At 68.2% G+C, this 13,752-nt stretch carries 11 protein-coding genes and 1 tRNA gene; 8 read left to right on the top strand and 4 right to left on the bottom strand.

Annotated elements, in window-relative coordinates; genetic code table 11:
• Positions 1–39 precede the first annotated feature (39 nt).
• Both K3G64_RS02135 and nudC read left to right on the top strand, forming a co-directional pair.
• The gene (locus K3G64_RS02135; protein WP_238888634.1) at positions 40–1,119 is read left to right on the top strand and encodes a potassium channel family protein; all 1,080 of its coding nucleotides are present in this window, start codon (positions 40–42) and stop codon (positions 1,117–1,119) included.
• A gap of 52 nt (positions 1,120–1,171) precedes the next feature.
• The gene (gene nudC, locus K3G64_RS02130; protein WP_238888633.1) at positions 1,172–2,104 is read left to right on the top strand and encodes an NAD(+) diphosphatase; all 933 of its coding nucleotides are present in this window, start codon (positions 1,172–1,174) and stop codon (positions 2,102–2,104) included.
• Positions 2,105–2,107: 3 nt separating this feature from the next.
• Here nudC and K3G64_RS02125 read toward each other — a convergent pair whose 3' ends face one another.
• Entirely contained in the window at positions 2,108–2,359 is a 252-nt protein-coding gene (locus K3G64_RS02125) for a mycoredoxin (RefSeq protein WP_238888632.1), read from the bottom strand.
• Positions 2,360–2,442: 83 nt separating this feature from the next.
• Between K3G64_RS02125 and K3G64_RS02120 the strand changes: the two genes are divergently transcribed.
• The 3 genes from K3G64_RS02120 to K3G64_RS02110 all read left to right on the top strand — a co-directional run bounded on the left by K3G64_RS02120 (position 2,443) and on the right by K3G64_RS02110 (position 5,273).
• A complete protein-coding gene (locus tag K3G64_RS02120; RefSeq protein ID WP_238888631.1) occupies positions 2,443–4,575 on the top strand; it encodes an ATP-dependent DNA helicase UvrD2 in 2,133 nt (710 codons plus the stop codon).
• 90 nt (positions 4,576–4,665) lie between these two features.
• The gene (locus K3G64_RS02115) at positions 4,666–4,854 is read left to right on the top strand and encodes a hypothetical protein (RefSeq protein ID WP_238888630.1); all 189 of its coding nucleotides are present in this window, start codon (positions 4,666–4,668) and stop codon (positions 4,852–4,854) included.
• Positions 4,855–4,994: 140 nt separating this feature from the next.
• Entirely contained in the window at positions 4,995–5,273 is a 279-nt protein-coding gene (locus tag K3G64_RS02110) for a WhiB family transcriptional regulator (protein ID WP_238888629.1), read from the top strand.
• A 99-nt stretch (positions 5,274–5,372) separates the two neighbouring features.
• Here K3G64_RS02110 and K3G64_RS02105 read toward each other — a convergent pair whose 3' ends face one another.
• Genes K3G64_RS02105 through K3G64_RS02095 form a run of 3 tightly spaced genes read right to left on the bottom strand, consistent with a single transcriptional unit; the run spans position 5,373 to position 9,044 of the window.
• Positions 5,373–6,713 (bottom strand): macrolide-binding ATPase MABP-1, encoded by a 1,341-nt coding sequence (locus tag K3G64_RS02105; protein ID WP_238888628.1) that lies wholly within the window; start codon positions 6,711–6,713, stop codon positions 5,373–5,375.
• 42 nt (positions 6,714–6,755) lie between these two features.
• Positions 6,756–7,592, bottom strand: a complete 837-nt coding sequence (locus K3G64_RS02100) for a cyclodehydratase (protein ID WP_238888626.1) — start codon at positions 7,590–7,592, stop codon at positions 6,756–6,758.
• Positions 7,593–7,643: 51 nt separating this feature from the next.
• Positions 7,644–9,044, bottom strand: a complete 1,401-nt coding sequence (locus K3G64_RS02095; RefSeq protein WP_238888625.1) for a zinc-dependent metalloprotease — start codon at positions 9,042–9,044, stop codon at positions 7,644–7,646.
• Between the two features lie 149 nt (positions 9,045–9,193).
• Here K3G64_RS02095 and K3G64_RS02090 point away from each other — a divergent pair, with 149 nt between their 5' ends.
• From K3G64_RS02090 to K3G64_RS02080, 3 genes are all read left to right on the top strand, one after another.
• Complete coding sequence (locus K3G64_RS02090) at positions 9,194–10,216, top strand: YlbL family protein (protein ID WP_238888621.1); 1,023 nt, start codon at positions 9,194–9,196, stop codon at positions 10,214–10,216.
• A gap of 85 nt (positions 10,217–10,301) precedes the next feature.
• The gene (locus K3G64_RS02085; RefSeq protein WP_238888618.1) at positions 10,302–13,310 is read left to right on the top strand and encodes a UPF0182 family protein; all 3,009 of its coding nucleotides are present in this window, start codon (positions 10,302–10,304) and stop codon (positions 13,308–13,310) included.
• Between the two features lie 296 nt (positions 13,311–13,606).
• A tRNA-Met gene (locus tag K3G64_RS02080) sits at positions 13,607–13,683 on the top strand.
• Positions 13,684–13,752 lie beyond the last annotated feature (69 nt).

Here is a 13,752-nt window from a genome sequence, read left to right as displayed (position 1 = left end):
TTGTGCTGGTGCGGCAGTCCCATGCGGTGACGGACCCTCGTGGCTAACGGACGGTTGAGGCGCCAACTCGGCCGGATCAACCAATCGCTGGCCGAGCAGCCCGTCCATTCCCTGGTCGATCGGGTCACCATCCCCCGGGACATCCCCAGCCCGTGGTCGCGCATCACCAAGCGCATCGTCATCGCCTTCGCCGTGCTGTGCGCCGTCGTGTTGATCGTCTACATCGATCGCGACGGCTATTCGGACACTCAGAAGAACGGCCTGTCGCTGCTCGACTGCTTCTACTACGCGACCGTGTCCCTGTCGACCACCGGCTACGGCGACATCGCGCCGATCACCGAGGCCGCCCGGTTCGTCAACATCGTGGTGATCACCCCGCTACGGGTCGCATTCCTGATCGTCCTCATCGGTACGACGGTCGAGACCTTGACGACCGAGTCAAGGCAGGCGTTCAAGATTCAGCAGTGGAGGAACAAAGTGCGCAACCACACCGTGGTCATCGGATACGGCACGAAGGGCCGAACCGCGGTGGCCGCCATGGTCGGTGACGAGGTCGCCCCGGCCGACATCGTCGTCGTCGACGAGAACCCCGCCGCGCTGGAACGCGCCAAGAGTGCCGGCCTGGTGACGGTTCGCGGCAGCGCGACGGACTCGGAGGTGCTGCGGCTGGCCAGTGCCCAGCACGCGAAGGCGATCATCGTCGCCACCAACCGCGACGACACCGCCGTCCTCGTCACGCTGACCGCCCGCGAACTCGCCCCGAAGGCCAAGATCATCGCCGCGGTCCGCGAGGCGGAGAACCAGCATCTGCTCGAACAGTCCGGCGCCGACTCCACGGTCGTGACATCGGAGACCGCAGGCAGACTGCTGGGCATCGCCGTGCAGACGCCCAGCGTCGTGGAGATGATGGAGGATCTGCTCACCCCGGACGCCGGCTTCGCCATCGCCGAGCGCGAGATCACCCCGAAAGAGGCGGGCGGCTCGCCGCGGCATCTGTCGGACATCGTGCTGGGCGTGGTGCGCAGCGCAAAGCTGCTGCGCGTGGACGATCCGCAGGTCGACTCCCTCGAGATCGGCGACCGGCTGCTCTACATCCGCAGCCAAGACGCCGAGCGGTGATGTGGGGGCACCTCCCGCTTGCGGGGGACGCTTGCGCGAAGAACAGACTGCGATGACCGCCGGCGGATTCTCGCTCCGCAACGTTCCGCTGCTCTCGCGCGTCGGCGCGGACCGGGCCGATGTGCTGCGCACAGACGTCGACGCGGCGTTGGCAGGTTGGCCGGACGCGCTGGTGCTGCGAGTCGACCGGCGCAACCAGGTGCTGATCTCCGGTGGTCAGGTGGTTCTCGGCAGCGCCGCCAACCTCGGCGCGAAACCGCCGGAGAACGCGGTGTTCCTGGGCCGGCTCGTCGACGGCAGACACGTCTGGGGCATCCGGTCGGCGCTGGAGGGACCCGAGGATCCGCACACCGAGAGCGAGGTACTCGACCTGCGCCGCGCCGGCCAGGTCTTCGACGACGTCAGCGCGCAACTCGTCGCGACGGCGACCGCACTGCTCAACTGGCACGACAGTGCGCGGTTCAGCACCCTCGACGGTTCACCCACCAAGCCCAGCAAGGGCGGATGGTCGCGGGTCAACCCGGTCAACGGTCACGAGGAGTTCCCCCGGATCGACCCCGCGGTGATCTGCCTGGTGCACGACGGCCACGACCGCGCTGTCCTGGCCCGCCAGACGGTGTGGCCCGAGCGGCTGTTCTCGATCCTGGCCGGCTTCGTCGAGGCGGGGGAGTCCTTCGAGTCGTGTGTGGTGCGCGAGATCGCCGAGGAGATCGGGCTGACGGTGACCGACGTGCGCTATCTCGGCAGTCAGCCGTGGCCCTTCCCCCGGTCGCTGATGGTCGGCTTCCACGCGATCGCCGATCCCGAGCAGGAGTTCTCCTTCAACGACGGCGAGATCGCCGAAGCGCACTGGTTCTCCCGCGCCGAGATCCGCGATGCGCTCGAGCACGGGGACTGGAGCAGCCAGTCGCAGTCGCGGCTGCTGCTGCCCGGCTCCATCTCCATCGCCAGGGAGATCATCGAGTCCTGGGCCGCACTCGACTGACGCTCAACCGGTCAGCTTGGCCTTGACCTCGGCGCCGCTCGGGTTCGTGAGCGTCGAGCCGTCGGCGAACTTGAGGGTCGGCACCGTCTGGTTGCCGCCGTTGACCGATGCGACGAACTCCGCGGCGGCGGGATCCTTCTCGATATCGACCTCGGTGAACGCGATGCCCTCCTTCTGCATCACCTTTTTCAGGCGGAAGCAGTAGCCACACCAGGTGGTGGTGTACATGGTCACGGAAGTCTGCGCTGCGCTCATAACGCCATTCAACGTAGCTGATCGGGCGAACATGCCCGACGGCGTCCGGCGCATTGTCACCGCGCCCTGTCAAGATGGACCGCATGTCGGTAGAGGTCGTCTCGCGCGCCGGCGCGAACCCCTTCGACGACCTCGACGACCAACAGCGCGAGGCCGTGCTGGCCGCCCGCGGGCCGGTATGTGTGCTGGCCGGCGCGGGCACGGGCAAGACCCGCACCATCACCCGCCGCATCGCGCATCTGGTCGCCGCCGGCCACGTCGCGCCCGGGCAGGTGTTGGCGGTGACGTTCACCTCGCGTGCGGCGGGGGAGATGCGGGGACGGCTGCGCGCGCTCGACGGTGCTCTCGGCGGTGTGGGCACCGGCTCGGTGCAGGCGATGACGTTTCACGCCGCCGCCCGCCGCCAACTGGCGTACTTCTGGCCGAGGGTCGTCGGCAACACCTCATGGCAGCTGCTCGACACCAAGTTCTCCGTGGTGGCCCAGGCCGCCAACCGGGCCGGGCTGAGCACCAGCACCGATGACGTGCGGGACCTCGCGGGCGAGATCGAGTGGGCCAAGTCGTCGTTGATCAGCCCCGAGGGTTACGCCGCTGCGGTCGGTCAGGCCGGTCGCGACATCCCCCTGGACGCCGCCAAGGTCGCGGCCGTCTACGCCGGCTACGAGGCGCTCAAGACCCGCCGCGACGACACCACACTCCTTGATTTCGACGATCTGCTGCTGCACACCGCCGCGGCGATCGAGAACGACGCCGCCGTGGCCCAGGAGTTCCGGGACCGCTACCGCTGCTTCGTCGTCGACGAATACCAGGACGTCACGCCGCTGCAGCAGCGGGTGCTCGACGCCTGGCTCGGCGGCCGCGATGACCTGACCGTCGTCGGCGACGCCAACCAGACCATCTATTCGTTCACCGGTGCCACCCCGCGCTATCTGCTCGACTTCTCCCGGCGGTTCCCCGACGCCGCGGTGGTCCGGCTGGAACGCGACTACCGGTCCACCCCGCAGGTGGTGTCGCTGGCCAACCGGGTCATCGCCGCCGCGCGGGGCCGGATGGCGGGCAGCAAGCTGCACCTGGTCGGCCAGCGCGACCCCGGCCCGGCGCCGTCGTTCGCCGAATACCCCGACGAGGTCGCGGAGGCCGCCGCGGTCGCCAAGAGCATCAAGCGACTCCTCGAATCGGGCACCGAACCGGCCGAGGTCGCGGTGCTCTACCGCATCAACGCGCAGTCGGAGGTCTACGAGGAAGCGCTCACCGAGGCCGGGATCCCGTTCCAGGTCCGCGGCGGCGAGGGTTTCTTCAGCCGCCAGGAGATCCGTCAGTCGCTGGTCGCGCTGCAGCGCGCCTCCGAGAAGGATGCGGCACGCGATTCCGACAAACTGCCCGACGTCGTGCGGGCGGTGCTGCACCCGCTGGGTCTCACCGATGAAGCGCCCGCGGGCACCAAGGCCCGCGAGCGGTGGGAGGCGTTGACGGCGCTCGCCGACCTCGTCGACGAGGAGGTGGCGCTGCGCCCGTCGCTGGACCTGCGGGCGTTGATCAACGAACTGCGGCAGCGCGCCGACGCGCGTCATCCACCCGTGGTGCAGGGCGTCACGCTGGCGTCGTTGCACGCCGCGAAGGGACTGGAATGGGACGCGGTGTTCCTGGTCGGGCTCGCCGACGGCACATTGCCGATCTCCCACGCGCTCGCCCACGGCCCCGACAGCGAAGCCGTCGAAGAGGAACGGCGATTACTCTACGTCGGAATCACCAGGGCGCGAGTGCATCTCACGCTCAGCTGGGCGCTCTCGAGAACCCCCGGCGGACGGCAGACCCGCAAGCCGTCACGCTTCCTCAACGGCATCGCCCCGAACACATCGGCCGACCCCGGCGCGCCGTCGAAACCGCGGCGCCCCCGCGGCGCCACCCCTCGTTGCCGGGTCTGCAACAGCGTGCTCACCACACCGCCGGCGATCATGTTGCGCCGCTGCGAGGGCTGCCCCTCGGACATCGACGAGGCCCTTCTCACCGAACTCAAGGACTGGCGGTTGCGCACCGCCAAGGAGATGAGCGTGCCGGCCTACGTGGTGTTCACCGACAACACGCTGATCGCGATCGCCGAGACGTTGCCAGTCGACGACGCCGCGCTGGTCGCGATACCGGGAATCGGCGCGCGCAAGCTCGAGCAGTACGGCGGCGACGTCCTCGCCATGGTCAAAGGCCGCCAGAAGTCGTAAAGATCGCGCCAAAACCGCAGGTCAGAAAATCGGTTGTGGCCACGGGCTGTTAGGCTTAGCCTCAAGATCACACACCTGATGGGTTCACGCGTGCGGAAGGAGGGTGCCGAGATCATGGAGAGCCATTACGCGTTCACCGGCGTAGGCAACGTCGTCTTCGCTGCCACCGCGCATCCCGCGTTCGTCGCGCACGCCGCCGCGAATGCTGCCGCCGTCATTACGCCGCGCAAGCGCCGCACCGCCGCGACTGCATCGTCCGTCGATCGGGGCACCACCTAGGTAAGCCCAGATCTCGCCCCCAAGGCCACGGACCGCAGTCATCGGATCCGTGGCCTTCGTCTTTTCCGAAGCCCTCGACGATTAGTCCCGGATCCCGCAGAAGTCAACAGAAACGACAAGCAAGCGAGAAAGGACCCGACATGTCATCCGGGACATGCCGCGAGAGAACGAAGTTGGCGGTGCCGTGTCACAGAGCCGATCCGGATCTGTGGTTCGCCGAGAACCCCGTCGAACTCGAGCGCGCCAAGGCCCTGTGCGCGGATTGCCCGATCCGCCGCGAGTGCCTGGCCGCCGCGCTGGAACGCCAGGAACCCTGGGGCGTCTGGGGCGGCGAGATCATCGAACGGGGTGTGGTCATCGCCCGCAAGCGTCCACGGGGACGGCCCCGCAAGAACACCGGAAGCCCGGCAGCCGCGTAGCCGCTGCCGGGTTTCCCGTCGAGCGTCGAACTATGACGAAAACCGCTGCCGCAACATGTTTCCGACTCGCGTGCAGCGGCGGAGGAGTGGCGAGACGACCTACGCAGCCTGGTCGGCGAATCCCGGAATCAGTTCGGTGGCAAGCTGTTTGGCCGGCACATGCGCGTCGAGCTGGCACGCGATCGCAACACAGGACGCGATGACCCGAAGCGGGATCGCCAGCTTGGCGGGCAGGTCCATCTGGCGTGCGGCCTTGATCTGGCCCGCCGCCCGGTCCGGCTTCATGTTCGCCGCGGTCAGCTTCTGAAGCCATGTGCGCGTGTAGTGGAACGTCTCGACCTCCAGCGGCTCGACGTATTGCCGCATGATGTCGTCCATCTCGCGTTTGGAGACTTGCTCGCCGCGCTGGACGAACCCGATCTTCTGCATGGTGGTCAGCAGGTTCTCGTAATCGTCGTACAGCGCATAGCGTGTCGACAGACCGATCTCGATCGGGATGCCGCCGGGCAGGGGAGCGACGGCGCCGAAGTCGATGACGCCCATCTTGTTGTCGGGCAGCAGCATGAAATTGCCCGGATGCGCGTCACCGTGCATCATCTCCAGCCGCCGCGGCGCGTCGTAGGTGAGCTCGAACAGCCTGGTGGCCATCAGGTCCCGCTGCTCCTGGGTGCCCTCCCGGATGATCACCGACATCGGCACGCCCTCGATCCACTCCTGGATCACCACCTTCGGCGCGCTGGCCACGATGTGCGGCACGGTGAAGTGGGGATGCCCCTGGTAGGCCTTGGCGAACGCGCGCTGATTGTCGGCCTCCAGGCGGTAGTCGAGTTCCATTTCGGTGCGCTCGATCAACTCGTCGACCACGCTGTCCACGTCAGCACCGGGGGAGAGCTGCTTGAGCACGCCGACCATGCGCTGCATCGTCTTCAAATCGGCGCGCAACGCCTCGTCGGCGCCGGGGTACTGAATCTTGACCGCGACCTCGCGACCGTCGGCCCACACCGCCTTGTGCACCTGGCCGATGCTGGCCGAGGCGATCGGCTTGTCCTCGAACGAGGTGAACCGTTCACGCCACTTCGTGCCGAGTTGCTGATCGAGCACCCGGTGCACCCTGGCGGCGGGCAGCGGCGGCGCCTCGCGCTGCAACTTGGTCAGCGCCTCGCGGTACGGCTTGCCGTACTGCTCGGGGATGGCGGCCTCCATCACCGACAGCGCCTGGCCGACCTTCATGGCGCCGCCCTTGAGCTCACCCAGCACGGTGAACAGCTGCTGGGCGGCCCGGTCCATGAGTTCGGCGTTGACCTCGTCCCTCGACTTCCCGGTCAACCGTTTGCCGAAGCCCAACGCGGCCCGGCCGGCCATGCCGACGGGCAGGCTTGCCAGCTTGGCATTGCGCGCGGCCCGGCCCCGCTTGATCTCGCTCACCAGACCATCATCCACGACGCGGCTGAACACATCGCAACGACTTGCCAACAGCCGATGTCAACACGAGCACCGCGGATGGCGCGACCAGCGCCGCGCCAGCACCGAGCCGACGTTGACGTCGAACTCCAGCGTGGTGTCCAGGGTGGGCGGCGGCTCGGCGGGCCGGCGCGGGTCCTCGCCCCCACGCACCGCGCGCACGACGCGGTCGATCTGGTTGAGCGCGAGCGCCGCGGTCGCCAGCACCGTGGCCCGGTCGGCGCTGCCGACGGCGTGGCGCAGCTGCGCCGCGACGGCCGGCCAGGCCGCATCGCGGTCACTGCGGTGCAGATCGGCGCACTCCAGGCACGAAGTGACGCCTGGGATCACCAACGGCCCCACCAGCCCGACGCCGTCGCGCACCCGCACCGGCAGGTGCGCCACGCCGCACGCCCTCAAGTCGCGAACCACCCGCGGATCGGCCACCAGGTAGTCGGCCAGCACCACCAGGTCCGTCGGCTCCGGCGGCGCGCCGGCGTGGGTGCGGCTGCTCTGAGTGATCCTGGTGCCCGAGCAGCGCAGCGCACCGGCCAGCAGGTCCGAGAGCGGCCCGCGGCCGTGGATGCGGACGGCGGCCGTCCTCAGCCGCGGCCGCGCTTGAATGGTCACCAGCCCGGCCGCGACCAACGACGTGACCAGCTCCTCGACGGTCGCCGCGTCGGCGGCGGGCAGGCCGGATTGCAGGTCGGTAAGGGTGGCGCCGGACTGCATGCGGCGCAGCAGTGCGGCCAGGGTGGGGGGCGACAGCGCGCCGGGCGGACGGATCACCACGGCGCGCCGCGGGTCCCAGCCCACTTGGACGGCGCCGTCGGGGCGCAGCAGGACGGGAGTCGCCGGGCTCAACGCGTAGTGCGTCATCGCTTGAGCGTGCCACGGCCGGGCCGTTGCGCCGCCCGGTTATCCACAGGCTCAGCGGCGGGGGCCGTCGTCCTCGTCGCCGGGCTTCTCGGGACCGGGCTCCTGGTTAAGGGCGTCGGCGATGGCGCTGTCGAACCCGCTGGTGTCGCCGCCGATCATCCGGTCGATGAAGCCGGCCGGCTCGTCGAGGTCCTCGGTCGTGGGCAGTAGATCGGGATGCTGCCACACCCCGTCGCGGGCGTCGGCGCCGACGGCCTCGGTCAGCCGCTCCCACAGCACCGCGGCCTCGCGCATCTTGCGGGGCCGCAGCTCCAGACCGACCAGGGTGCCGAAGGTCTGCTCGGCGGGCCCCCCGGTGGCGCGCCGTCGCCGCATCGTCTCCGACAGCGCCGACGTGCCGGGAATCCGGTCGCCGAGCGCAGCGGTGACGACGGTCTGTACCCAGCCCTCGATGAGCGCCAGCAGCGTCTCGAGGCGCTCCAGCGCGGCCGTCTGCTCGGGCGTGGCCTTCGGCTCGAAGATGCCCTGGTTGAGCAACTGCTCCATCTGTGACGGGTCGGTCAGCGCGGCCGGGTTGAAGCCCTGGGCGAGCTCCTCGATGCCGGTCATGTCGATCTTCATGCCGCGGGCGAACGCCTCGACGGCACTGAGCAGCTGGCTCGCCAGCCACGGCACGTGGCTGAACAGGCGATGGTGGGCGGCCTCGCGCGCGGCGAGGAAGGTCATGATCTCGCTGCGCGGCTGCTCGAGCCCTTCCGACATGGCCTCAACGGCCTCCGGCAGCAGCGCCGCCACGCCCTTTGGGCCCAGCGGCAGTCCGACGTCGGTGGAGGTCAGCACTTCGCGTGACAGCTTGCCCAGCGCCTGGCCCAGCTGCGACCCGAAGGCCATGCCTCCCATCTGCGTCATCATCGACAGCAGCGGCCCGGCCATGCTCCTGGCTTCTTCGGGAAGCGCGGAGGCCCATACCGTGGAGATCTGCTCGGCCACCGGATCGCACAGCCGCTTCCATCGGTCGAGCGTGTTGTCGATCCAGTCGGTCGGCGTCCACGCCACCGCCTTGCTGGTGCCCGCAGGCAAGGCCGTCACCCCGTCGAGCCAGGTTTCGGCCAGGTGCACGGCGTCGGCGATCGCCGCGCTCGTGCCCTCGGTCACCGGCGCGACGAACCCGATCTGGCTCGACGCGAGCTGCCGGGCCAGGTCGTAGTTGACGGGGCCGGACTGCGTGCCGCCGGCCATCACGTTGCCTGCGCCGCTGAACATCTCGCCGAGCCGGGTGAAGATCTGCCCGAGCTGGGAGATGTCGAACTCGGATCCGCCGGGCCCGAAGCCGGAGCTGAACGGGTCCGCGCCCGAGCCCGACTCGGGGTCCTTCTTGCGCTTGTCGCGCTCGGGGTCGTCTCCTGGGGAGAAACCGAAAGGCACGTCAGGCATGCCTTCAACCGTACTCATCGGCGCCAGAGGGTGTGGTCGGGCAGGTCACGCCGACAGCGAACCTGGGGAAGGACCGGCGGCCTCGCGCGCCGATCGAGCCGTCGCACCGCCGTGATGCAGGTCTCGCGCGCGGGGGCACGTGCGCCCCAACCTCTACATTGGGCGGCGTGAACAGGCGGATACTGACGTTGGTCGTCGCGCTGGTCCCCATCCTGGTGTTCGGGGTGCTGGTGTCGGTCGTGACGGTGCCCTACGTCTCGCTGGGGCCGGGGCCGACGTTCAACACGCTGGGCGAGGTCGAGGGCAAAGAAGTCGTCGACATCGAGGGCGCCGACGTGTATCCGACCTCGGGTCATCTGAACATGACCACGGTGTCGCAGCACAGCGATCTGACACTGGGTCAGGCGATGGCGTTGTGGCTGTCGGGCCGCGAGCAGTTGGTGCCGCGCGATCTGGTGTACCCGCCGGACAAGACGCGCGAGGAGATCGACGAGGCCAACACCACCGACTTCCGCGACTCCGAGCGCAGCGCCGAGTACGCCGCGCTGATGTACCTCGACTACCCGATGTCCGTGACGGTGGAGAACGTCAACGACGACGGGCCCTCGGCGGGCAAGTTGCAGGCCGGTGATGCCATCGACGCCGTGAACGGTAAGCCGGTGGCCACCCTCGAGCAGTTCCAGGCACTGCTCAAGGACACCCAACCCGGTGACGAAGTGGTGCTCGACTACCGCCGCAAGGACGGTCCGCCCGGCGTCGCGACCATCACGCTGGGCAAGCATCCCGACCGCGATCAGGGCTACCTCGGGATCGGGGTGCTCGATGCTCCTTGGGCGCCGTTCTCCATCGACTTCAACCTCGCCAACATCGGTGGCCCGTCGGCGGGTCTGATGTTCTCCCTGGCCGTGGTCGACAAACTGACCACCGGTGACCTCAACGACGGTCGCTTCGTCGCGGGCTCGGGCACCATCACCGGTGACGGCGAAGTCGGTTCGATCGGCGGCATCACGCACAAGATGCTGGCGGCGCGGGAGGCCGGGGCTACCGTGTTCCTGGTGCCCGCCGACAACTGTGAAGAAGCCAAGACCGCGCCGCAGGACGGCCTTGAACTGGTGAAGGTGGACACGCTGACGACGGCGGTGGACGCGCTCAAGACGCTTTCCGCCGGTGGCGAACGTCCCCGTTGCTAGCTCAACGCCGATCGGCGGTTGCGTAGAGTTGGGGCACGTCGGGTTCCGGCGTGGTTGAAAACGTAAGTAAGACTGGAGTCGACGAGTGGGTATGCGGCCCGCGGCACGAATGCCGAAGCTGACACGACGTAGCCGAGTTCTCATCGGGGCAGGCGTTGTCGCCGTGCTGCTGTTGTTGATCGGGCCACGGTTGATCGACACCTACGTCGACTGGCTGTGGTTCGGGGAACTCGGCTACCGGTCGGTCTTCACGACCGTGATCTTCACCCAGATCATCCTGTTCTTCGTGGTGTCCCTGGTGGTCGGCCTGATCCTGTTCGCCGGGCTGGCACTGGCCTATCGCACCCGCCCGGTGTTCGTGCCGACCAGCGGACCCAACGACCCGGTCGCGCGCTACCGCACCGCGGTGATGGCGCGGCTGCGCCTGGTCGGCATCGGCGTGCCCGTGGTGATCGGCCTGTTCGTCGGGTTGTTCGCCGTCGGCCAGTGGGAGACGGTGCAGCTGTTCCTGAACGGCAGCAGCTTCGGGGTCGCGGATCCGCAGTTCGGTAAGGACCTCGGCTTCTACGCGTTCGACCTGCCGTTCTATCGGATGGTCCTGAACTACTTGTTCGTCGCGGTGTTCCTCGCCTTCCTGGCGAACCTGGTGGGCCACTACCTGTTCGGCGGGATCAGGCTGTCCGGACGCACCGGCGCGCTGAGCCGTTCGGCGCGCATCCAGTTGATCGCGCTGGCGGGCACTTTCGTGCTGCTCAAGGCCGCCGCCTACTGGCTGGACCGCTACGAACTGTTGAGCCACAGCCGCGGCGGCAAGCCGTTCACCGGCGCCGGCTACACCGACATCAACGCGGTGCTGCCGGCGAAGCTGATCCTGCTGGCCATCGCGCTGATCTGCGCCGCGGCCGTCTTCTCGGCGATCTTCCTGCGGGACTTGCGAATTCCAGCGATCGGTGTGGTGCTGCTGCTGCTGTCGTCGATGGTGGTCGGCGCCGGCTGGCCGCTGGTGGTCGAACAGTTCAGCGTCAAGCCGAACGCGGCGCAGAAGGAAAGCGAATACATCAGTCGCAGCATCACGGCGACCAGACAGGCCTACGGGCTCACCGACGAGACGGTGACCTACCGCAGTTATCCCGGCAACACGCCTGCCACCGCGCAGCAGGTGGCCGCTGACCGCGCCACCACGTCGAACATCCGGGTGCTCGACCCGACGATCGTGAGCCCCGCGTTCACCCAGTTCCAGCAGGGCAAGAACTTCTACTACTTCCCCGACCACCTCAACATGGACCGGTACCGCGACGAGGACGGCCAACTGCGCGACTATGTCGTCGCTGCGCGGGAACTGAACCCCGACCGGCTGATCGACAACCAGCGCGACTGGATCAACCGGCACACCGTCTACACGCACGGCAACGGGTTCATCGCCTCCCCCGCCAACACCGTACGCGGCGTCGCCAACGATCCGAACCAGAACGGCGGCTACCCCGAGTTCCTGGTCAACGCGGTGGGTCCCGACGGCATCATCAACCAGGGGCCCGCTCCACTGGACCAACCGCGCATCTACTACGGACCGGTGATCGCCAACACCGCGGCGGATTACGCCATCGTGGGGGAGAACGGCGTGCCTCGGGAGTACGACTTCGAGACCAACACCGAGACGCGCAACTACACGTACACCGGGAGCGGCGGGGTGCCGGTCGGCAACTGGCTGGCGCGCTCGTTGTTCGCGGCCAAGTTCGCCGAGCGCAACTTCCTGTTCTCCGACGTGATCGGTGCGGACAGCAAAATCCTGTTCAATCGTGATCCGTCCGACCGGGTCAAGGCGGCGGCGCCGTGGCTGACCACCGACACCGCGATATACCCGGCGATCGTCAATGACCGGATGGTGTGGATCGTCGACGGTTACACCACGCTCGACGACTACCCGTATTCGCAGTCGATGTCGCTGTCCTCGGCGACGGCCGACTCCGCCGAGGTGGCGATCAACCGGTTGCAGCCCGACAAGCAGGTGTCCTACATCCGCAACTCGGTCAAGGCGACGGTGGACGCCTATGACGGCACCGTGACGCTGTACGCGCAGGACGAGTCCGATCCGGTGCTGCAGGCGTGGATGAGCGTCTTCCCCGACACGGTGAAGCCCAAGAGCGAGATCTCGCCCGAGCTTCGGGACCACCTGCGCTACCCCGAGGACCTGTTCAAGGTGCAGCGCGAACTGCTGGCGCGTTATCACGTGGACGATCCGGTGACATTCTTCTCCACGTCGGACTTCTGGGACGTGCCGCTGGACCCGAACCCGACGGCGAGCAGCTTCCAGCCTCCGTACTACATCGTCGCCAAAGACCTTGCGTCGGAGGACAGTTCGGCGTCGTTCCAGCTGACCAGCGCGATGAACCGGTTCCGCCGCGACTTCCTCGCCGCATACATCAGCGCCAGCTCGGACCCCGAGACCTACGGCAGGCTGACGGTGCTGACCATTCCGGGCCAGGTCAACGGACCCAAGCTCGCCTTCAACGCGATCAGCACCGACACCGCCGTCAGCCAGGACCTCGGTGTCATCGGCCGCGACAACCAGAACCGCATCCGATGGGGCAACCTACTGACGCTGCCGGTTGGCCCGGGCGGGCTGCTTTATGTCGCACCGGTTTACGCATCGCCGGGCTCCAGTGACGCGGCATCGTCGTATCCGCGACTCATTCGCGTGGCGATGATGTACAACGACAAGATCGGTTACGGTCCGACGGTTCGCGACGCCCTGATAGACCTGTTCGGTCCGGGAGCGGACGCAACGGCCACCGGGCCCGCGCCGACGGGCGAGCCGGGTCAGCAGCCCGCGGCGACGCCTGCAACCAACGGCGAGGTGGCCGCGGCCCAGCCACCTGCCGGCCAGGACGGCCGCGCGCCGACCGGGCAGCCGCCGGCGGCGGCGCAACCGGGTGGCCCGGTGCAGTTGTCCGGCCCGCAAGCCGATGCGCTGCGGGAGGTCAACACCGCTCTGGACGCGTTGCGGCAAGCCCAGCAGAGCGGCAATTTCGGCGAGTTCGGAGATGCGCTTCAGCGCCTCGACGACGCGATGGCGAAATACCAGTCCGCTAGCTGAGTTTCCCCTATTGGCGCGAGCGTGCGTGTCTGTATCGGACACGCCGCTCGCGCCACTACATTCGTGCACGCTCGCGCCGCACCGAAAGGGCTCACTCGTATGGGCCTGCGTGGCCACGTCGCCGCACCCGTGGCGTATCCCGGCGAACCGGAGTACACGCGCTGCAGCGTTGGTGCGGGGCGCCACAGGGCAGCACGCCGGGTGGTTCGGCGTGCGCCGTGAGCGGAGTCACGCCGATAACGGGCCGTGCGATTTGGAAGTGCACCAGCGCCTTCGGTAACCTTGCGTTTACCCGACGCGGGGTGGAGCAGCTCGGTAGCTCGCTGGGCTCATAACCCAGAGGTCGCAGGTTCGAATCCTGTCCCCGCTACCAGTCGAATCGGCCCCCGGATGACTTTCCGGGGGCCGATTCACTTCCAGTCGCTGCGCTCGAGCCACGCCG

Origin of the sequence: Mycobacterium sp. IDR2000157661 (assembly GCF_022317005.1) — a bacterium.
Lineage (GTDB): Bacteria > Actinomycetota > Actinomycetes > Mycobacteriales > Mycobacteriaceae > Mycobacterium.
The sequence above is the reverse complement of the archived record's forward strand: the minus strand, read 5'-3'. Positions and strand labels throughout refer to the sequence as shown.